The sequence below is a fragment of the Paenibacillus sp. LC231 genome (assembly GCF_001860525.1).
GTDB lineage: Bacteria > Bacillota > Bacilli > Paenibacillales > Paenibacillaceae > Paenibacillus_AQ.
The window spans coordinates 1-20,359 of sequence record NZ_JFOM01000022.1 but is presented as its reverse complement, the minus strand read 5'-3'; the positions used below and the strand labels follow the sequence as shown (position 1 = coordinate 20,359).

General features: G+C 48.9%; 15 protein-coding genes. All 15 read right to left on the bottom strand.

Annotated features, from left to right (window positions below; translation table 11 throughout):
* Positions 1-17 precede the first annotated feature (17 nt).
* Positions 18-1,430, bottom strand: a complete 1,413-nt coding sequence (locus AK95_RS16050) for an ABC transporter substrate-binding protein (protein WP_071220956.1) — start codon at positions 1,428-1,430, stop codon at positions 18-20.
* A gap of 209 nt (positions 1,431-1,639) precedes the next feature.
* A complete protein-coding gene (locus AK95_RS16045) occupies positions 1,640-2,347 on the bottom strand; it encodes an endonuclease/exonuclease/phosphatase family protein (protein WP_235613135.1) in 708 nt (235 codons plus the stop codon).
* 192 nt (positions 2,348-2,539) lie between these two features.
* Entirely contained in the window at positions 2,540-3,532 is a 993-nt protein-coding gene (locus AK95_RS16040; protein WP_071220955.1) for a phage baseplate protein, read from the bottom strand.
* A gap of 346 nt (positions 3,533-3,878) precedes the next feature.
* On the bottom strand, positions 3,879-4,274 hold the full coding sequence (locus tag AK95_RS16035) for a YvaD family protein (RefSeq protein ID WP_071220954.1): 396 nt from the start codon (positions 4,272-4,274) through the stop codon (positions 3,879-3,881).
* A gap of 37 nt (positions 4,275-4,311) precedes the next feature.
* Positions 4,312-4,872 carry a TetR/AcrR family transcriptional regulator gene (locus AK95_RS16030; RefSeq protein ID WP_071220953.1) on the bottom strand — a complete coding sequence of 187 codons (561 nt, stop codon included), beginning with the start codon at positions 4,870-4,872 and terminating at the stop codon, positions 4,312-4,314.
* A gap of 192 nt (positions 4,873-5,064) precedes the next feature.
* Positions 5,065-7,389 carry a glycoside hydrolase family 3 N-terminal domain-containing protein gene (locus tag AK95_RS16025; RefSeq protein ID WP_071220952.1) on the bottom strand — a complete coding sequence of 775 codons (2,325 nt, stop codon included), beginning with the start codon at positions 7,387-7,389 and terminating at the stop codon, positions 5,065-5,067.
* Positions 7,390-7,422: 33 nt separating this feature from the next.
* Positions 7,423-9,000 carry a response regulator transcription factor gene (locus AK95_RS16020; protein WP_235613132.1) on the bottom strand — a complete coding sequence of 526 codons (1,578 nt, stop codon included), beginning with the start codon at positions 8,998-9,000 and terminating at the stop codon, positions 7,423-7,425.
* A complete protein-coding gene (locus tag AK95_RS16015) occupies positions 8,984-10,783 on the bottom strand; it encodes a cache domain-containing sensor histidine kinase (protein ID WP_071220951.1) in 1,800 nt (599 codons plus the stop codon). The genes AK95_RS16020 and AK95_RS16015 overlap by 17 nt, the downstream gene beginning before the upstream one ends.
* A gap of 47 nt (positions 10,784-10,830) precedes the next feature.
* On the bottom strand, positions 10,831-11,661 hold the full coding sequence (locus tag AK95_RS16010) for a carbohydrate ABC transporter permease (RefSeq protein ID WP_071220950.1): 831 nt from the start codon (positions 11,659-11,661) through the stop codon (positions 10,831-10,833).
* 16 nt (positions 11,662-11,677) lie between these two features.
* A complete protein-coding gene (locus AK95_RS16005) occupies positions 11,678-12,550 on the bottom strand; it encodes a carbohydrate ABC transporter permease (protein ID WP_071220949.1) in 873 nt (290 codons plus the stop codon).
* 94 nt (positions 12,551-12,644) lie between these two features.
* Positions 12,645-13,940 (bottom strand): extracellular solute-binding protein, encoded by a 1,296-nt coding sequence (locus AK95_RS16000; protein WP_071220948.1) that lies wholly within the window; start codon positions 13,938-13,940, stop codon positions 12,645-12,647.
* A 295-nt stretch (positions 13,941-14,235) separates the two neighbouring features.
* The gene (locus tag AK95_RS15995) at positions 14,236-15,252 is read right to left on the bottom strand and encodes a glycoside hydrolase family 130 protein (protein ID WP_071220947.1); all 1,017 of its coding nucleotides are present in this window, start codon (positions 15,250-15,252) and stop codon (positions 14,236-14,238) included.
* 277 nt (positions 15,253-15,529) lie between these two features.
* Complete coding sequence (locus AK95_RS15990) at positions 15,530-17,029, bottom strand: malate:quinone oxidoreductase (protein ID WP_071220946.1); 1,500 nt, start codon at positions 17,027-17,029, stop codon at positions 15,530-15,532.
* A 428-nt stretch (positions 17,030-17,457) separates the two neighbouring features.
* A complete protein-coding gene (locus AK95_RS15985; protein WP_071220945.1) occupies positions 17,458-18,420 on the bottom strand; it encodes an ABC transporter substrate-binding protein in 963 nt (320 codons plus the stop codon).
* A 69-nt stretch (positions 18,421-18,489) separates the two neighbouring features.
* The gene (locus AK95_RS15980; RefSeq protein ID WP_071220944.1) at positions 18,490-20,112 is read right to left on the bottom strand and encodes a helix-turn-helix domain-containing protein; all 1,623 of its coding nucleotides are present in this window, start codon (positions 20,110-20,112) and stop codon (positions 18,490-18,492) included.
* Between the last annotated feature and the right edge of the window lie 247 nt (positions 20,113-20,359).

Sequence of the window (20,359 nt, the reverse complement as noted above, 5' to 3'; positions counted from 1 at the left end):
TTGTCCGCTAATGTAGATCAATCACTTAGCCATGAGACTTTCTGAGGATGCAGCGGATCAAATGAAGGAATGGCTTGCATGTTCACTCTGCCGGCGGCCCGTTCCTGATCTAATGCTGCGTTGTAACGCGCGTTCAGATCCTCAACCAATGAATCAAGATCTCCGCCGATCATGATGTACTTTACGAATTCGTCCTCCCACTCCTTACCCTTGGGCTTGAATCCTTGAGGCGATGCAGGCCATAATCCGTCATATTCACCTGGGAAGAAGCTGGTGATGCCGTCGATATCAGGTTTCCTGGCTTTAGCGGCTATCGCCTCCACGGATAAAATGCCAAGTCCTGCTTCCTGATACCCAATCAGCACTTCATCGCTATACATATAACGGAGAAACTTCCAAGCTTCCTCCTTATGCTTCGACTGGCTGCTAATCGACAACCACCTCGTCGCTCCAACGCCCTGGTTGATCACTCCTTTATAGGTCCCGTCAATCGATGGGGGAAGAGCAGCTCCCCATTGGATCTTGGCCGGAAACTGATACTTATAAATGCTGGGTTCCGAAGAATAGGACAGATACATCCCGATCTTCCCGTCGGCAAATTGTGCCCGAAGCGGATCGATGTCCAGAGATTCCGATCCCGGCAGCGTACTGCCATTCTCCTTCATGGTCCGAAATGCGCTTATAATCGGTATAAAGCCTGAGAAATCATAGCTGCCTGTCGAAAAGTCATATCCATCGCCGCTAATTCCGCTTATTTCCGCGATCGGAACGGCTGACCGGCCGAGAGCGCTGGCAGGAATTTTATAGGGGAGGGCAAAACCGTAAATGCCATCCGCTTTTCCAATTTCGGTGATTCGACTTGCCGCCTCCACCAACTCGTCAAGCGATTTCGGAGGTGAGGTTATGCCTGCCCGCTTAAACAGCTCCACATTATATATAAGACGCAAAGTTGATCCGCTGTTAGGCAGGCTGTATATATATGGATCAAAGACGTTGTATCCTTCGATGAAGGCTTGCTTCCCGAACCTGTTTCTGATCTCGGGCGTTAAATACGGGTTGAGCGGCTCCACATATCCTTTTCGGGTCATTTCAGCGAGATCGATCGGGGTAAAGATATCGGGTGATTGCTCGCTGGCAAATGACAAATCAAGCGATTGGGCAAAATCATCTGCCATCACCGTCATCTCAACCTCAATTAAATCGCTATTCCCCTCGTTATAACGATGAATGACCTCTTTGATATAATTCGCGTCATGACGCCCCGTTGACCAGAATCTCAGCTTTGTCTTTTCTGGGGCACCAGCCATATCTGATGCCGTTGATTGCGAAAATATACGGCCAGAGCCCTGCCCTTTGCCACCTTGCATGCACCCCGTTACGGTTATGCTCAAGCACATCAATGCAACCAGCGGTAATCTCCAAGTGATCATGCACGCTCCCTCCTTGTGCTTGTATCGTAGCATAACCTATTTTGTGGATATAGACAGAACGGTAAAAAAACTGTAAAGGGAAGAATATCGATTCATCTCCTCATACGAAAAAGGCTACCCCGAGCAAATGCCCGGTGGTAGCCTATTGACCATTGTTATGTCCTGCATGTATCTTGCACGAACCTAAACTTTAAGCTTGCCCAAACGGCCTAACGCTTGAAGGATACTTCGGCTGCGATAGGCAGATGATCCGAAGCTTCCGTATGGATCACGCGCTGATTCGAATGCTGGACAGCAGGTGAGGTCAGAATGTAATCGATCGTTGCCGACGGATTGATTACAGGAAACGTATAGGCATCTTCGATTCCCTGAAAGCTGTTTACGAATAAACCGCTGTCCAGCAACAATTTAAACTCTGAACTGTTTGGTTCTGCGTTGAGATCGCCCATCAGCAGCGCCGGTCCCTCAGAAGCTGATGCAAGCTCAATGATTTCCTGCGCCTGTGCCGTTCTGCTGGTGACGTCCAATCCAAGATGCGTGTTGTACACATCCACGTGGATCCCCTTCAGATTGACAACAGCGTGTAGAACACCGCGCTGCTCCTTCCCGAAGCTGCTCAGCAGTACATTCTCGGATCGAAGGATCGGATACTTGCTTACGATGGCTGTTCCATACTGGCGGTTATTCGTCTGACCTTCCGCAGGCTCCAAGTCTAGATTCGCACCATAAGCATAGTGATATCCGAGCAAACCTGCCAATTCCTTCGCTTGGTCTTGAAAGTCGCTTCGTTCCCCGTAAAACCGGTCTACTTCTTGAAGGCCGACAATCTCTGCGCCGGAATCACGGATAACATCGGCGATTCTTTGCAGGCTTAGCTGCTCATCCAATCCAACTCCGTGATGGATATTGTAAGACATCACTGTTGTGCTTACTTCTTTGCCTTGTCCTTTTCCAGCCGCCAGCCCCCCGTTGTAAACATCGGAACAAACAACAGGCAGGCGATAAACGAGACGAAGCCTTTTTTCATGGACAAATCTCCTTCCATAGTCGAATGCCAGCTATGCTAAATTTACTGTTGTTACAGTTATCAGAGGCTAACTCGGCGGAAGTTAATTAAATATGCTATCCGGAACGTAATACACTTTTTGCGTATCTTTTTTGTTTACCGGGTCCGTTACGATCGTAAAATAAACATTGCCGTTCTTTGTCTGTACGCCCTCGATTTCATGGTTCCCCACATTCGTTATTTTCACGAGGGTCTTGAATGTCCCTGCGTTTGTCATCATGGCAATCTGCGGGATATCGCCTTCGGCACCGCCTGACGTATATATTTTCGTCTGACCCAGCATATCGGCCCCCTGGAAGGAACCATTCGGCCTTACGATCGCACTGCCCGACTGCGTAAAGCTGCCAACAGCGGCGTTAACCGCAGCTGCACTGTCCATCCGCACCTGTTCATTACTGTCCAGAAGCTTATTGAGTGCGACCGTGTCATAAATCGACCATGTTACGGTTCCCTCTTTGGTTTGAACCCGGAACACCGTATGCGTACTGTTGCCGCCGCCATCCACACGGTAGGTCTCACCTAGCCTTGCCCCCGTTTTATTGGCGTAATTCATGTAGGTGAAGCGATGCAAATCCGTATAATCCACGGTCTTGCCAGCCGAATATTGCAGCCTAGCTACCTGCAGCGACCAGTAATAATCCGTTGAAGGATCTGCTTTGGAACTAAAGTAAAAGTAATTGATGCCATTGTACGTATACATATCCAGCGTTTGGCAGTGGCCGGTATTCGTAACGGTCATTTCATCTACATAAGTAGCGTCTTTCCCGTTAATGAGCAATCTTGAAAGATAGCAATTTCCCTTCGACCGCTGCGTGACATAGAGATATTTATCCGCGATATAAGCCTTCTGAACGGCCACATTATGATTAAGTCCCTTTAAGTTGTAGGCGAGCGTTGCTGAAGCGTTGATCGTTTTCTCAGGAGTCGCCGCGAATGCGGGCAATCCGGACAAACAAAACACGAGAGCTGCAAGTATTGCGGACGTTAGCATTTTTAAATGCCGATTCATATGCCTCAACCCTTGAACGTCAACCATCAATACACCTCCATTAATAGTAGGAAAGAAATTGGACTGCCCCCGAAAACGCACGAAAGACAAGGTTCATGCGGGCATTTTGCCATGATATAGGATATCTTCCTCCTCTCTTTATACAGAAACATCGTTTCATTCCAATCAAGTTTCTGCTTCATTACAAAAAATGGGGGATCCACTATTGAGTTTACCATGTACCTCAGGAATTTCCCGTGTATAAAATACTTAAAGTTAGACGAATCGCATGGTCCTTTAGCCCTTTTTTTCGCTTGCGCTCAGAAGAGGTCGTCAGTTACTTTTATCGAATGTCCATCCGATCTTTGTAAAATAAAAATCAAAAAGCCGTGTCTTAACACGGCTCCTTGGTCTCAAGCAGTTTTGGGATGAAGAACAATGGATATAACATCAGGTAGAGATTAGGCGCCCACCACATGATGTCAAAATCGGACTTCATGATCCAAAAAGCGATCGCCTGCAGTCCGGAACAAAATGTCAGGATGAGCGAGATTAAGGCAACGCTTCTCCACTTTAAATTCATCTGTTTATGTAGGTAAATGCTGTACATTCCGGTGATCGAAATGAGTATATCCAGCGGGAAGAACGACCAATTCCAGGCCACTAACAGCTCATTGGTATAATCCTGATATAAATATTCCTTGGGAATTAACGCTAGTGCGGTGATGACCCAATACAAGATAAATCCGATATCCGTAAATAAAAACAGGCCTTTTAATGATTTACTCAAGTGATATCCTCTCTTCTCCTTAAAGAATAATGATCGTTCAAACCTTCTTCTTGATAATACCGGATAACAGGATCTCACCCATATCCCTCAGGCTCTCCTGAAGCGTAATGCTGCTTTTATTCTCAGACGAGTCCTCAATTAATCGATAAAGGCCTCCAACATACAAATCAATAAAAACTTTGCTGTTAAACGGGCGTAACAATCCTTGATTAATTCCTTCTTCAAATAGTTCAGTGATGCTGTCCCATTGTTTATTCAGAAATTCATCCAGCGTCTTCCATTGATCAGGATAGTAACGCTGAAGCTCGGTTATGAGGTTTAATCCGATAAACTGAAAATCAGTCGGAATGAGGATAAGGCACCGCTCAAGTTTATCGAGTGTATTCAAATCAGGATTATTCATGATGTCCTTTTCTTTTTCTTGAAGCTCGATAATGGCCTCACGAAAAATCGTTGAAATCAGCACATCCTTGGAAGGGAACCATCCGTACAGCGTCTTCGTGCTCATACCCAGTCGTTTGGCAAGGTCCCCCATCGTAAAGCGTAATCCTCTTCTCTTGATTTCATGGCTTGCCGCCGCAACAATTCGCTCTTTCAATAGGTACACCTCCTTGCTCGGAAAATAATAAAACGATAATATTTTCCTTGATTTCTAAAATCATATCCCAATTTCTTCTTCTAGTCAACGAACGTGTTTATTCACGACAAAAAGAGACAGCGTTAAATGCTGCCTCCATGTATCGATGCATCGTGCTAATGTTTAAGAACCCTTTTTTGTTTGAGCTTCGTTTTAGGACTTTAACCTTAACTGAACAACGCCGGTTTCCCATTCCGAGTGGGCCCCCACTACGATGTTGACTCGACAAGGAACTACTTCGAATTCCATATTTCGATTCCATATAGCCAATTCCTCGAAGCCAAGCTCGAAGGTGACGGTGCTTACATCGCCGGGCTCCAGCGCTATCTTCTTAAATCCCTTTAATTCCCGCAAACGGCGGGTAATCCCTGATTGATCGCCTTGAATATAGAGCTGTACGGTTTCAAGTCCTTTCATGTCTCCGCTGTTTCTCACTTCCACGCTGACCTCGACACGGCCACCGGATCGAAGTTCTTCCAGCGTCATTTCCTTCTGAGACATCGTTGGAGTTCCGTATTCAAACATGCTGTAACCAAGACCGAATCCGAACGGATATAGCGGCTTGGACGGCATATCGACATAGGGACGAGGCTGTCCAGCGTTCTTCTGATTATAATAAACCGGCAATTGACCCACGGAGCGTGGTATGGATACGGATAGCTTGCCGCTCGGATTCACCTGTCCAAACAGGATCTCGCCAATGGCACGGCCTCCTTCGCTTCCAGGATACCAGGCACACAGCAGTGCATCGCTGAGCTCAGCTACCTCGGCGATGGCCAGCGGACGTCCCTGAATGAGTACCGTAATTACTGGTTTGCCGAGCGCGTGAATTTCCCGGACCAATTGCTCCTGTATGCCGCCTAATCGGAGATCGGCTAGATCGACGCCTTCGCCGCAATCCATTTCCGTCGGATCGCCTTCTGCTACAATGGCTGCACCATTACTATCAAACGTATCTCCGAATTGACGGGCACTGCTGCCGCCGAGCACGAGCACGACCGCATCCGCGGAACGGGCTGCTTCAACCGCCTCGGGTAGGCCTTCCGTCGACATGCCTCGTACACTGCATCCGGGAGCAAAGACGATGTCCGTGCCTGCGGGTGCAGCCATCCGAATGCCTTGAAGCGCCGTGACTCCGCTGCCCTCGCGCTGAATGCTGGTGTAGTCCCCAAGCTGGTTGTAAAGTCTGTCCGCGTTAGGTCCGATGACCGCCAGTCGTTTGATCCGGCCGCTATTCAGCGGCAGTACGTTTGAGTCGTTCTTGAGCAGCACAACCGCTTCTCTTGCGACGGATGCATTTAAGTCTTTAGCGGCAGCATTATTGACGGTTGCAGCTGCCAAGCCTTCGTCTATGTATGGCTGCTCGAACAGTCCCAGTCTGAATTTAAGCCGAAGCACTCGAGCCACCGCCCGATCGATGTACTCCATATCGGCCTTCCCTTGTTTCACCGCTTGTTCAAGCGTGGTGAACGACTTGTCCCACAGGCTAAGATCAACCCCGGATGACAGGGCAAGTCCTGCCGCCGATTCATAATCTCCCGTTATGGACACCAAACGGTCGATGGCCGTTCCATCCGCCATGACAACCCCATCGAATCCCCATTCATCTCTCAGAATGCCGGTTAACAGCTTATCATTGGCATGACATGGAATGCCGTCAAGCTCATTATAGGCCGCCATGACTCCTGCCGCTCCTGCCTTGATCCCGGCCTGCGCAGCCGGCAGATGAATTTCGCGAAGCTCCCGCTCGCCAACGGGAACCGGTCCTGCATTGCGACCGCCCTGCCCTGCTCCCTGAGCGCACAGATGCTTAAGCACGGCTGCCGCCTTGTCCGGGCGCTTCCACTCTTCTTGCTCTCTTCCCTGCATGCCGTGCACAACCGCTTCCGTCATCCGCGCAGCCAGGTACGGGTCTTCCCCGTAACACTCCTCGGAGCGTCCCCACCGCGGATCCTGCAGGATGTCCAGTACCGATACCAAGCCGATGTGAGCCCCGCGGCTGCGGATCTCGGAGGCCACTTGGCTATAGGCGCGTTCAATTAATTCAGGATTCCACGTTGATCCGATGGCCGTATTAACGGGCAGAAGCGTTCCGTCTAGCGCCTGATGACCATGTGGACATTCCTCCGAGAGAAGAACAGGAATGCCAAGCCGGCTGTGTTCGATCACATAGCGTTGTATGGCATTCGCTACCTTGGCATTGTCTTGCGTAGGAATCCCGTTCTCATAGGTCACTCCGGACCAAGGGTCCGCACGGAACAGTCCGTACAACGCCCCCATGCCTGCTCCCCACTCGACATGCTCTTTGAATAGTTCGGTTAGTTCAAACTCCGTTTCAGTCCCTTCGCATTGCCGATATGCCATCCAGCCGTACAAGTACTGGTTCAGCTGCCCGACCTTCTCGCGCAGCGTCATTCTCGACAGCAAATCCTCTACCCGCTCGTCAACGGGAAGCGCCGCATTCCGATACTTATCCATTTTCCCCTTCTCCTTCCAATCTGGTCAGTATGTTTATTCTTTGATATTCAAGACCCGATATTTCTTGGGTGTCATCCCCGTGTACAGTTTGAAGACGGATACAAAATACTTGTATTCTTTATACCCGACGCGATCTGCAATCTCAAACACCTTGTCCTGCGTTGTCAACAGCAGATTTCTCGCCTCGTTAATGCGCAGTTCGTTCATGTATTCGCTGAAGCTTTTTCCCGTGCTTTGTTTGAAAATATTGCTGAAATAGCTCGGCGTGATTTTCAAATATGCGGCCACTTCCGATGCTTTCAGATCACTAAGATAATGTTCCGCCATATACTTCTTGGCCCTCTCAATGATCCAGAACGATCGGTCGATCCCAACCTTGTCGATAAGCTGCAGAAGGTCAAACACTTCCGTGGATATCGCCTGCCGGATCGCATCGGCATGATTGTATACATCCAGATCGAACGTCCTTTCCAGGCCATGCTCAAGCTGGGTCAGCCCGCTTTGCCGAAGGCGCTGCCGCAGCATGATGGACAGTTCATCACAGACCTTCACCATATCCGTCAATAGATAGCGCTGATCGCGGAAAAATTGGAACATGCCGCCCACCAGCTCTTCCAGCATTTCAGCATCCTGCTTGAATAACGCCACGGACAGCTTCGAGACCATGTCCGAACTGTCAAAATCGCGCAGCACCCGGCCGTTATCCACTTTCGTCTTATAGGCGGAATCCAGTAAAGGGCAGTTATCCAAAGCATGATAAGGCAGCAGGTTTCGAACTTCCGAACACATGGCTGCGGTTTGATCCAAGGACGTGTAGGCATCCGATACCGCGCAATACATGCGATGCTCTTTCGGCCAAGAATCCAGCATATTTTGCAGGATTTCATCCCACTGCCCTTTCAATAGCGGTTGATCCGTCATCAGCAGGGTCATCAGCAAATTTTTATGCACGAATACGGATACGTGACGGACTCCGCGTGATTCCAGGTTATCACGTATCGTATGCAGCCACAATTGCTGAAGTATCGCAAAATCCTGTTCGGTCACGGAAGCCGCGAGGTTTGAGAACTTCTCCAGCTGCGTGGCTATGAGTTTATACTCGGCACTGGTTAGTAGATATGGAGGCACAGGTCTAGCTATTGAGGTTTCGTACGGCGCGGCCATTTCGGCGAGCCAAAGCTCGGCGTCCTTGACTGAACCCTCAAGACGGGTATCCTTCCGGCGAACGTCTTCCACGATTCCCGCCACGACCGCCACCAATTCTTCAATATCGACGGGTTTCAATAAGTAATCGGTTACATCAAGCTTGATGGCTTGGCGTGCATACTCGAATTCCTCATAACCGCTGATCATGATGACCCGAATCTGGGGGTGGCAGCGCTTCAGCTCCTTAGTAAGCTGAAGACCGTCCATTCCCTCCATCCGGATGTCCGTCAGAACCAAATCAATCTCTTGTTCTTGGACCACCTGCAGCGCTTCACTGCCGTCATAGGCTTCCGCAACGACTTCAACGCCATGATCCGCCCAATCAATCGTATAGCGCAGGCCTTGACAGATCACGGGTTCATCATCAACGATGAGCATTTTTACTGTCTTATCGTGTTGCATCATGCGATTCACCACCGTAGGTTTCAGAATGTGGGAGCTTGAGGCGAATCAAGGTACCTTGCGTTGAAGCCTCGATTACATCCAGACCGTAGCGTTCTCCGAAAAACAGGTACAGACGTTCATGAATGTTGCAGAGCGCGCCTCGATTGTGACCGGTCTGAACCCCGGTACGGAGAGACTCCCGGACCTCCTCTAAGGTAACATCGTCCATTCCGCGGCCGTTATCCTGCACGTCGATCCACATTTCATCCTCACGCTTGTATGCTTTGACCGTTATTTTCGCTACCGGCTCCCCTCGATCGATGCCATGCTTGAGGAAATTCTCAACCAATGGCTGTATGGTAGCCTTCAAAGTTAGCGTATTTGCCAGATCATATTCCATGTAAAGCGCGTATTTCAATTTTGGACCCAGCCGCCTCTGCTGCAAATACAGATAAGAGCGCACAAATTCCATTTCCTTTGCCAGGCTGGTCTCGTACTGGCCATTGTTCAGGCTGGAACGCAGGAACCGAGACAGGATTTCGATGAGCTGACTGGATTCGCTCGCCTTCTCCAGCCTGGCGGTCCAACGGATCATATCGAGCGTGTTATAGAGAAAATGCGGATCCATCTGCTCCTGAAGCAGACGCAGTTCCGATTCGCGCTCACGCAGTTCCAGCTTGTATTTATGCTCGATCAATTCTTGAATCGTGGATACCATATCGTTAAACCTGCGGTTCAATTCGGAAATCTCGTCCTTGGAACGAATAGGGACCCTGGCGGAGAAATCGCCGAGTTTTACCCGATTGGTCTCAATCTTCAAGCGCAGGATCGGCCGGATAATCGTATAGTGGAAGCCGATCAAGGCCGATAAACCCAACAGGAGAATCCCGCCGAGAATGACCTGCATCAAAATGGTTACGCCGCGTAGATCCTGATCAAGCGCCGCCTTGGGCACCATGGAAACGATAATCCAGTCGGTGTTTTCCATCCGTTGATGAAAGGTCAAATAATCATCACCGCCGTGACGGTAAGTAGAAGTGCCCGTCGTCCCTGCGGTTACGATATCCTTAAACGCTGCCTCATCGCCGATATTCAAGGGAAACCTGTCTTTGGAGGGCAGAACAGGCCGTCCATCGGAATCCACAATGAATACCATCCCTTCGTCCCGCGTTAACCCCCGTTGAAGCTGTTTGAATATACTGGCTTCATCCATACGGATCACAAGCCGGGCAAGCGGCAGCGTGATCTCGTCGTAGGAGTTCAGTACACGGAACAAGGACACGAGGCTTACTTCTCCATACCAACCGCTGGTTGAAGGATAGGCACTGCTCCACACGATCCCGCCTTTGTGCTCGTCTGCGAGCCGGTTCCATGATTCTTCGTTGCCGTGAATCGGCTCGCCCATCTGAATGGAATTGCCGTTAAAGCCGGTGATGGATATCGATTTGATATAATTTTTGGACATTAACTGAAACGTCAGGAAACCTTCGAGATTTTGCTTCAACCGCTCCGCTCTCTCGCTCTCCGGCGGTGGATCCAGCCGCAAATATTGACGCATGTCATTGCTCAGTATCAAATAATCGGCAATATCCTCAATCATGGTCGTTTGCTCTTCCAGTTGACTCGTTACAATCTCCAGACTGCGCTGGCTTGATTGGATAAATTGGCCCCGCAGCACTTCGTTCAGCTTGTCTTGGGCAAGGACGCCGACCCCAAGCGTAGGCAAAATGACAAAAAAGAGGAAAATGACCAGTGCTTTCTGTTTCAGACCATAATTCCCGATCCAGCCAAAACTGCTGCGCATGTCCATTCCCTCTTTCGATGTCCTCATGATGTAGAATTGAAATCTGTTTAACCTTTAACTGCTCCTGCCGTCATACCGTTAACCAGTTGTTTTTGCAGCAGCAGGTAAAATATGATGATCGGTATAAGCGCGATCGTCAGTGCCGCCATTTGCAGCGTCAAGCTGGCCGTCTCGATGCCGACAAAGTTGGCGAGTCCGAGCGGCAATGTCTTCAGCGACGATGAACTGATCAAGACCAGCGCGAACAAATACTCGTTCCAATTATAGATAAAGTTCAGAATCACGACAGTTGAAATGGCAGGACGCGTGATCGGCAAAATGATCGACCAGAAAATTTTGAATACGCCCGCGCCGTCCATGACGCCCGATTCTTCGAGATCCTTCGGGAATCCTCTCATGAAGCCTTCCAGAATAAAGATCGTCAACGACAAATGGAAGGCCGTGTATGGAAGAATCAACGATAAATGCGTATCCAGCAAATGCAGGTTTCGCATAATCAGAAAGATCGGAATCAAGGTCGCGTGGATCGGAACGACCATGCCCAGCAAAAATATCGCGTAAGTCGCTCCGCGCAGTTTAAAATTGAACCTTGCCAAGAAGTACGCCGCAAGCGATCCGAGAAGGACCGTCACGACCAACGATACCACGGTTACGATGATACTGTTGAGAAAGTAGGTATCCATATTCGCAACTTCCCACGCTTTTGCGTAGTTGGAGAATTGCAGTTCGGTTGGTATGGAGAACGGGTTCGCCGCATATTCCTGTTCGGTTTTGAAAGAATCTACGATCATCCAAAAGAAAGGGATTATATTAATAATAGCGAATATCCCCAAAAATGTGTATGCCGTTAAATGGAACCATTTCGTTTGTCTGTACATCTCCTCCCTCTCCCTTCTATTCTTTTTCTCTAGCAATTCGATTCACGATCGTAATAACGATAAGGCTAAACAGAAGAATCAATACGGATACCGCGCTGCCGTAGCCGAACCTCATATTCATAAATGAGTTGTTATACATATAGACGGTCATAACCTCTGTCGCATGGGCCGGTCCTCCGCCGGTCATGATCTGGATCAGATCAAACACACGGAACGAATTGCTGATGCTGTAGACAACGGAGACGAGCAATGTCCCCCGGATCATTGGAATGGTAATGCGCATGATCCGGCTTAATCCGGTCGCCCCGTCAAGGGCTGCCGCCTCATTGACTTCATCGGGGATGTTCTGCAAAGCTGCCAATAGAATAATCATATACAGTCCGCAGTTTTGCCATATATAAGCGATGCTGATCGAGATCATGGACCAAAACGGATCGCCTAGCCAATTCTGCTGCCAGCTCTCGAGTCCCAATACACCAAGCAGATTGTTCAGCATCCCGTATTCCGTGTTGTACACCATGCCCCAGATCAGGGACACCATGACCGATGAGATGACCACGGGCAGGAAGCCGATCGTCCGGAAGAAACTGGAGCCCTTAAGCCCTCGATTCAGCAGCAAGGCCAGCAGGAGACCAAGCGGGATCTGTCCCGCGATCCCTGTAAACATAATGATGACGTTGTTTTTAACGGACAGCCAAAAAATATCGTCCTTGAAAATATCAACAAAATTGTCCAGCCAGATAAACCGCATAGGTGTGATCCCATCCCAGTTCATCAAGGAATAATAAACCGATAAACCAATGGGAAAGATGGCAATGCATATATATATAATGAGTGCTGGCGCCAAGCCCAAGAAAATAGCCCATTTTGTATGCTTAAGCGTATGCATTGGCGTAACTCCTTTCTTTCTGTCTTTAATAAGAAAAACCCGCTGCCGGGTTTTTCTTTGTACCATCATGATCTTGACTTAGGGAAGTGCGCCCTTACTTCATGTTGTCGAACGCTTCCTGAACCTCTTGAGCGAGCTCCTCCGGCGTTCCTCTGCCAATCGTCAGAGCCTGCAATCCGTTCTGCATGACATCAGTAACTTGGGTCGGAATCACGCTGTCGAATACCGGCGCCGTTCCCTTGTTGGTCAACTCCAGCATTTCCTTGAGATACGGGCTCGCATCTTCAGGAATTTCAACGTTGGCCGGTACGACAACGCCTTTACTGATCAGATCTTTGTACAGGTCCTCATTGACAAAAAATTTAATGAATTCCTCGGCAGCCGCCTTCTTTTCATCGCTCAATCCTTTTTTAATGGAAATGCCGTACTGAACGACGCCCGCGCTTTTCACCGGATCGCCGGAGCCGCCAGGGACGCTCGGGAAGAGCGCAATGCCAAATTTGTCCCCTTCCTCGTTGTTGATCCGGATTCTTCCGTCAACGGTGGAAGAAGAGATATGCATCGCTGCTTTACCTTGTATGAAGTAGTCCTGGCCTTGCACGGAATCCATGTTGTTCGCATCGGTATTGAATGCCCCCAGCTTGGCGAGTTCGTCAATGACGGCAATCGCTTTCACATATTCGGGATCGGTAAATTTGGCTTCCTTATTCAGAATTTTCTGCAAGAAATCACTGCCTACATAGCGGTCACCGATAATCGACAAGAAGGACGATTGAAGAGGCCATTTCTCTTTGTTGCCTAGGGAGATCGGCGTAATGCCGGCTTCCTTCAGCTTTTTCACCGCATCAATGAATTCGTCATAGGTAGCCGGAAATTGGTCATAACCGACTCCAGCGAACATTTCCTTGTTGTAGTAAATAATATCCACGAAGGTTTGTTTGGTCGGCACGGCAAATTGACTGTCGTTCTGGTTGAACCCGGCCAATGCGTCCTCCGGCAATATATCCTTCCAGTTGTCCATCAGGCCATCCAGCGGCATCAGCAGATCCCCGGCTACCAAAGGAGCCAGATCGGCACCAGGCCATACGACATTGATATCCGACAGGTTGTTGGCGGCAGCCAGCGTGCGCAGCTTCGTTTTATACTCGGTTGCCGCTACCCCGTCCTGCTTGATGATGATGTCGGGATGCTGTTTTTCAAACTCGGCGATCCGTTCCTTGTACACCTCGTTATCCACGTTCGGCGAGGTCCATGGATGCATGATGTTCAAGGTAACCTTTTCCGGCTCGGCAGCGTCTTTCTCTCCAGACCCGCAGGCTACGGTTGACATGAGCAGCAGCGCGGCTGTTCCGGTGAGCAGCCGCGTTCTAAGCTTCTTAGGCGTTTTCATGTGATATACCCCTCTCTCTATATTACATATCGTGTTCTTATATTTAACAATATAAGATATATTAATTATACAATCGGGCTCTCGATCCCAATATCCATTAAAAAAACGATTTCATCTAATTTTTTCAAGTCATTTTAAATAACGATAACTTATAAAAAACATATTTTCATTTCTAACGTCAATTTTGGTGGCATAACCATCACAACTCTCAAATGAATGGTATCGCTTACAAATTAGGTTCTAGAGGAAGCGCGACAGAGAAACCAACTGCTCTGCCACGCCCTCACTCCTCCCGTTATTGCGGTTCGTTCAAAATATAATCTACCAACTCATCCAGAGGAACCGTAGCGAGCGCAATCGCCGTATCCGTCACGCCATAATAGATATAGAGGAGCCCGTCCTTGACCACATTGCCTGTCGGGAACACGACATTCGGAATCTGATAGCCGAACTTCTCATAATACGTCTCCGGCTCCATAATGAAGCGGCGGGTTCTGGCGATGATTTTTTCCGGATTTTCCAAATCCAGCAGCAAGGCCCCTACGCGATACACCGTATCTTGGTCCACGCCGTGATAGAGCACCAGCCATCCTTTGTCTGTCCGCACCGGAGGCGTTGAGCCGCCGATTTTTTTAAACTCCCAATCGTTGTTCTCGGCCTTTGCCAGCAGCTTGGGCTCGTCCCAATGAACCAAGTCTTCGGAGTAGCTGATCCACATGGCTGCTTTTTCGGTTCCGTATTCCTCCCCTACATATTCTTCCGGTCTGCGAAGCAGCACATACTTGCCGTTGATTTTCTCCGGAAACAGAATGTTGTCGCGGTCATTGATATCCAGCGGCGTTGTATCGCACAGGTACTCCCAGTGAATGAGATCCTGGGAAGTCAGTATCCCGGAGCGAGTCAGCCAGTGGCCTTCCTCTTCGCCCCAACCGTCCGGATACTCGGGAATCGAGCGTTCGGGGATGCCGGCTCCCGTCGGGTAATAGTTCATGGCACATGGCCGTAAGGCATAGTTCAGATAAAAGGTATCGTCGATCTTGACGATCCGCGGGTCCTGGATACTGCCGTAGGGGAATCCCAGCTGATCCGGCGTTACGACGGGCTCGTCCAGCACATGAGTGAAATGCACGCCGTCCGCACTCTCCAGGAGACCCAGGTAGTTTTTGCAGGGAGTCAGCGAGCCTGCCGTCCGTTCAATCATATAGAATTTTCCGTTATCGATAATGACGGCCGGATTGAATACCGTCACCTTTCTCCAATCGTAAAGTCCAGGCACTACGATCGGATTCTCCGGATGCCGGGTAATTTTCATGGGTAAGCCTCCTATGATCGTTATGTAAGTGTTATCAATTCTTGACTTCATTATAAGAGGCTTGACCCGTTCATAATATCCTGCAAACTTTCAATATTATCCGAAATATTGATATCTGTGATACTTGGCTGTTAAATAACGTAAAAAAGCGGTTCAATGAATGAACCGCTTCGATCTTTGGCCATATGCCGATACGTATATGGGATGTTCCTTATTTATGCGTTATCCAGTAACAGCGCGATGTGTCTTTTAATTGCCGCTTTCTACCTGTTTACTATTAACTATGCACCAGTACTTTTAAGCTTAGACCTAGCGCTTGCGCAGTTGATTCTTGAATTTCCTCGAATACGGCCGGGTTTTTCGCAAGAGACATGCCGTATGAAGGAATCATTTCCTTAATTTTCGGCTCCCATTCTTCCATATACTGCGGGAAGCACTTCTCTAATACCTCGAGCATGACGTGAACAGCTGTCGAAGCGCCTGGGGAAGCACCGAGCAAGGCAGCGACCGAGCCATCCGCGGCACTAACCACTTCAGTACCAAATTGAAGCGTTCCTTTACCCTTCGGTGTATCCTTAATCACCTGTACACGTTGGCCCGCCACGACGATTTCCCAATCCTCGCTTTTGGCGTTCGGAATAAACTCGCGTAATTCTTCCATGCGCTTTTCATTCGATAGCACCACTTGCTGGATTAGGTATCGCGTCAATGCCATTTCTTTTACGCCAGCCGCCAGCATGGTGAACAGATTGTTCGGTTTGACGGATGTGATCAAATCAAAATTCGACCCCGTTTTTAAGAACTTCGGCGAGAAGCCGGCAAACGGACCGAAGAGCAATGCCTTCTGGTTGTCAATATATCTTGTGTCCAAGTGGGGAACCGACATCGGTGGAGCGCCAACCTTAGCTTTTCCGTATACTTTGGCATGATGCTGCGCTACCACTTCCGGGTTCTTGCATACCATGAATAATCCGCTTACCGGGAATCCTCCAATATGTTTGGACTCGGGGATACCGGTTTTTTGCAATAAATGCAGACTTCCGCCCCCGCCGCCGATAAAGATGAACTTCGCCGTATGATATTCGGTTTTACCATGCTCGATATCATGAACTTTCACTTTCCACGAACCATCTTGTGTACGTTTAATATCCTTGACGCTATGCTTGTAGTTTATTTCGACGTCTTTGCTCTTCAAGTGGTCGAACAGCATGCGCGTTAAAGCGCCAAAGTTAATGTCCGTCCCGGAGTCGATTTTGGTTGCCGCTAACGGCTCATTCGATGTACGCCCTTCCATAATAAGCGGAATCCATTCCTTCAGCTGATCCGGATCCTCGGAATATTCCATTCCTTGAAAGAGCGGGTTGTTTGACAGCGCTTCAAAACGTTTTTTCAAAAAAGCCACGTCTTTTTCGCCTTGCACTAAACTCATATGAGGAATAGGCATGATAAAGTCCTGCGGATTACGAATCAGATTGCTGCTTACCAGATAAGACCAGAACTGTCTTGAAACCTGAAACTGTTCGTTAATATTGATCGCTTTGCAGATGTCTATAGATCCGTCAGGTTTTTCGGACGTATAGTTAAGCTCGCACAATGCGGAATGGCCGGTCCCCGCATTATTCCATTCATTGGAGCTTTCTTCCCCCGCGCTTGCGAGCTTCTCAAACACTTTAATCTCCCACTCAGGTACTAACTCTTTCAATAAGGCTCCCAATGTTGCGCTCATGACGCCGGCACCGATTAAGATTACGTCTGATTTTTTCTCCATGTTGCTCATTATAAACCTTCCTTATCCCATATATTTGAAAAAAGAATAGACATCCCTGCTAAAAATGTCATTAAAAAGCAAGGCGTCCTCTGAAAACACACGTTTTCTGTGTCAATTATCACCATATTATAGTCTATTATAAATATTGATAGATTAAAATACCTACTATTATCTAATCATTATAAACGATTTAAAGTTGTTAACAAAGTGAGAAGATCCTCCACAATACCCAAACTCCCAAGAAACCAAGCATGTACATAGGATTTAGAGATTAAGTCATTTTTTTACCACTAAAAAAAGCCGCAAGAATCGCGACTTCTTAAGCCTATCTGTCCCTTGGCCTCCGAGACTTTATCGACTGCATCTGATCGGCATTTCGAGAACCTTTTGTAAATGAATAAATATGAATATCAGATTGACACTTTGTCGCTATGCAGCTACTTCCCATTGCCAAGCAGCAGCTTCGTCTGGATCTCCAATTGCTTCTCCAGCGAGATGAGATCGCCTGCCGAGAACTGATTGATATCCAATGTGTAGATGCGATTGTTTTTGTAAGCCGGAAGGGATTTCCAGATGGCACTCTCCAAAATCTCCTTGGCACGATCCCCGCCTCCGTCCGCATCGTAAACCGTCACGAACATATAATCCGCGGCCATCTCCGGCAGCGATTCCAGGGAAATGTCCAGACCGGCTCCTCCGTTTACGATCTGCTCTTTTACGGCTTCTGGCGGCTGATAGCCGAGACCCGAATACAGATTGCGAGTGCCGCGCCCAAAGCTCTCACCTACAACCCAGAAATTTTTCGCCCAAATCTCATAGACGCCAACCGTTTCTCCTTCCTTCACGACTCCGTCCAGCTTCGCCTTGGCCTCAGCAAGCTTCTCCTCATAGTGCCGAATCGCTTCCTCCGCTTCCTCCGATTTCCCGAGGAATTCTCCGAATTCACGCAGCTCGGCATACAGATCTTTTGCTCCCCAGGGAATCACAATCGTCGGTGCGATTTTGGCGAATTGCTCATAGTTCTTATCGGAAGGTCTAATAATGAGATCGGGATCAAGCGATACGATTTTCTCAAGCGCCGCCTGATCGTCACCGATATCCTCGATGCCATCGGTCAGATCCTGCAAAAAATATTGATTCAGGCTGGCCGTACCGGCGCCGACTGGCTTAACGCCCAAGGTTAGCAGATGGCCAAGATATTGCGTCGCGACAATTCGCTTCGGATCCTTCGGAATCTCGATCTCGCCCATGACCGTTTCATATTTACGTGTTGCCCCTGTTTGCGGGTCGCCATTGGGCTTAACAATTTCACTTTGCTGCTGTGTGTCTCCACAGGCGCCCAGCACAATGACCATACTTCCGATCAGAGACAACATCAATCCTTTAAGCAACAACCACATCTTTTTGCCCTCCATCATGTTGATAATGATTATCATTATTACCATGATAACGGCAAGGGTTGCACGGGTCTATTGCGTTCCGTAAGCGGTTCTATGGACATTTGTTAGAAGCTCGGTGAGTATGGACAATTGCTGCTCCAAAGCAAGCGGATCATTATATTTAAATAGCTCCAGATCGAGAAAGAACACATTCCCGTTTCGAACGGCAGGCAAGCATCTCCATTCCTTGCTGTTCATGACACGTTCTGCATATCCTGCACCTCCACCACCTTCCCAGATGGTTACAAACATATAATCTGCGGCATACGCTGCCAGCATGTCCGGCGTTAACTCCAAGCCGACTCCCTCACCTAATACGTGTTCTGCAAGCGGTCCTGGTGGCCGAAACGAGAAAGTCTGGTATAAATTGCGCAGTCCTCTGCCATACGCCATATTAACCGCCCACAGCCGATCCGCCCAAAACTCATACACGGCAGCCGTAGCATGTGGACTGATCAGTTTAGCTACTTGAGCAGCAGCTAGCTCCTCCTTCGCTCGAAATCCATCCATCCAGTTCTTCGCTTCGCGTTCGCGGTTAAGTGCTCTGCCTAATCGTAACAGTTCGTCGAGCGGGTCTTCCTGTCCCCAAGGAAGTGAAATGGTTGGAGCAAGCTGGGATAATGGCTCGCTGTTCGGTCCGGACGTGACGATCAGATCGGGCTGCAACGATGATATCGTCTGGAGCGAACGGGCATCTCCTACGTCCGCTGCATTCCCCAGCTTTCCGACATAGGGACGGGCACGCAGCAGATTGGTCGAGGTTCCTGCAGGGGTAAGTCCAAGTGCCAGCAAATGGCCGACGTATTGCAGGGCCACAATACGCTTCGGACGCTGGATATAATCGCGCGGAGAGTAACCGAAATACTGCTTGAATTTCCGGCTTAAATATAAACCGTCCTGGTAGCCGATTTCCCGCGCGATTCGATCGAGATTACGATCGTCGCCGCTAAGCAATTCCTCCCTGGCTTTCTCCAGGCGAAGCCGCGTCAGATACTCCGTGAAGCCGGATCCCGTTGCTCTTTTGAACGATACAGAGAAGTGTTCCGGCGTTAGTCCTACCCTCTTCGCCATGTCGTTTCGCGTTATCGCCTCGGCGAAATGCTTCTCCATATAATCCACCGCAAGTCTCATGCGCTCCAGCCAATCCTCTTCCCGCTCCTCATCATCGGTTGACTGCAGCAGCGTACCCAACAGTTGTTTAAATACCGCATCTATGCGAAGGTTTGTTGCAAGTCTCCCGCTGCTGACTCCGGGTAATTGCTTGAATTGGTATAGTTCTTGAACCAGAACAAGTGCCTCGTGAGTAGCGGTGACGGGAAGCTTACCGGTGTCCATCAGTGCAGAGATTCGCCTGCCGTATACGATTCGGCTTGGTGTCCGCTCCTTGATCTCCCATACATCGTATTGCAATTCATAAAGCTCGAGGGGAACCGACGAGTTTGGCGTCCGGCGTATGTCGGCAATCGTCCCCGGCGGACAATAACAAATCGCCTTCGCTTTCAATCGATGCCTAACTCCATTCAAATACAAATCACCTGAACCTTTACTTACCAATAACATGGTATGTGTTTCCATGTATCCACCGGCAGCCTCTTCGGTATGACCAAGCTTGATATAGTGTACTCCAAACAGCGAATATTGCGTTTCTTCCATGCTGACGGCCACCCCTTCAGACTGTAACATTGTTTTATCCTATTATAATCTGGATGATAATCATTCTCAATTAATATTCAGCCGCTGAGGTTATGTATCGCTTTGCCTTTTAGAAGAATTAATCAAAACCACCCGTGTGAACGGGTGGTTTGCTCTGCGGCTGAAAGCCTTTGTTACTGGCCAGCCCTAAAGGGCATTGAATCGTTCGCCAACCGCACTACTTTTTCGGCTACCCCTTAAGGGGCCT

What these genes read in the sequence shown, in the direction of transcription:
- AK95_RS16050 (WP_071220956.1), bottom strand. Translation starts at nt 1,430, where the DNA reads ATGATCACTTGGAGATTACCGCTGGTTGCATTGATGTGCTTGAGCATA.
- AK95_RS16045 (WP_235613135.1), bottom strand. Translation starts at nt 2,347, where the DNA reads ATGTCTTACAATATCCATCACGGAGTTGGATTGGATGAGCAGCTAAGC.
- AK95_RS16040 (WP_071220955.1), bottom strand. Translation starts at nt 3,532, where the DNA reads ATGGTTGACGTTCAAGGGTTGAGGCATATGAATCGGCATTTAAAAATG.
- AK95_RS16025 (WP_071220952.1), bottom strand. Translation starts at nt 7,389, where the DNA reads ATGGATAAGTATCGGAATGCGGCGCTTCCCGTTGACGAGCGGGTAGAG.
- AK95_RS16020 (WP_235613132.1), bottom strand. Translation starts at nt 9,000, where the DNA reads ATGATGCAACACGATAAGACAGTAAAAATGCTCATCGTTGATGATGAA.
- AK95_RS16015 (WP_071220951.1), bottom strand. Translation starts at nt 10,783, where the DNA reads ATGCGCAGCAGTTTTGGCTGGATCGGGAATTATGGTCTGAAACAGAAA.
- AK95_RS16010 (WP_071220950.1), bottom strand. Translation starts at nt 11,661, where the DNA reads ATGTACAGACAAACGAAATGGTTCCATTTAACGGCATACACATTTTTG.
- AK95_RS16005 (WP_071220949.1), bottom strand. Translation starts at nt 12,550, where the DNA reads ATGCATACGCTTAAGCATACAAAATGGGCTATTTTCTTGGGCTTGGCG.
- AK95_RS16000 (WP_071220948.1), bottom strand. Translation starts at nt 13,940, where the DNA reads ATGAAAACGCCTAAGAAGCTTAGAACGCGGCTGCTCACCGGAACAGCC.
- AK95_RS15995 (WP_071220947.1), bottom strand. Translation starts at nt 15,252, where the DNA reads ATGAAAATTACCCGGCATCCGGAGAATCCGATCGTAGTGCCTGGACTT.
- AK95_RS15990 (WP_071220946.1), bottom strand. Translation starts at nt 17,029, where the DNA reads ATGAGCAACATGGAGAAAAAATCAGACGTAATCTTAATCGGTGCCGGC.
- AK95_RS15985 (WP_071220945.1), bottom strand. Translation starts at nt 18,420, where the DNA reads ATGTGGTTGTTGCTTAAAGGATTGATGTTGTCTCTGATCGGAAGTATG.
- AK95_RS15980 (WP_071220944.1), bottom strand. Translation starts at nt 20,112, where the DNA reads ATGGAAGAAACGCAATATTCGCTGTTTGGAGTACACTATATCAAGCTT.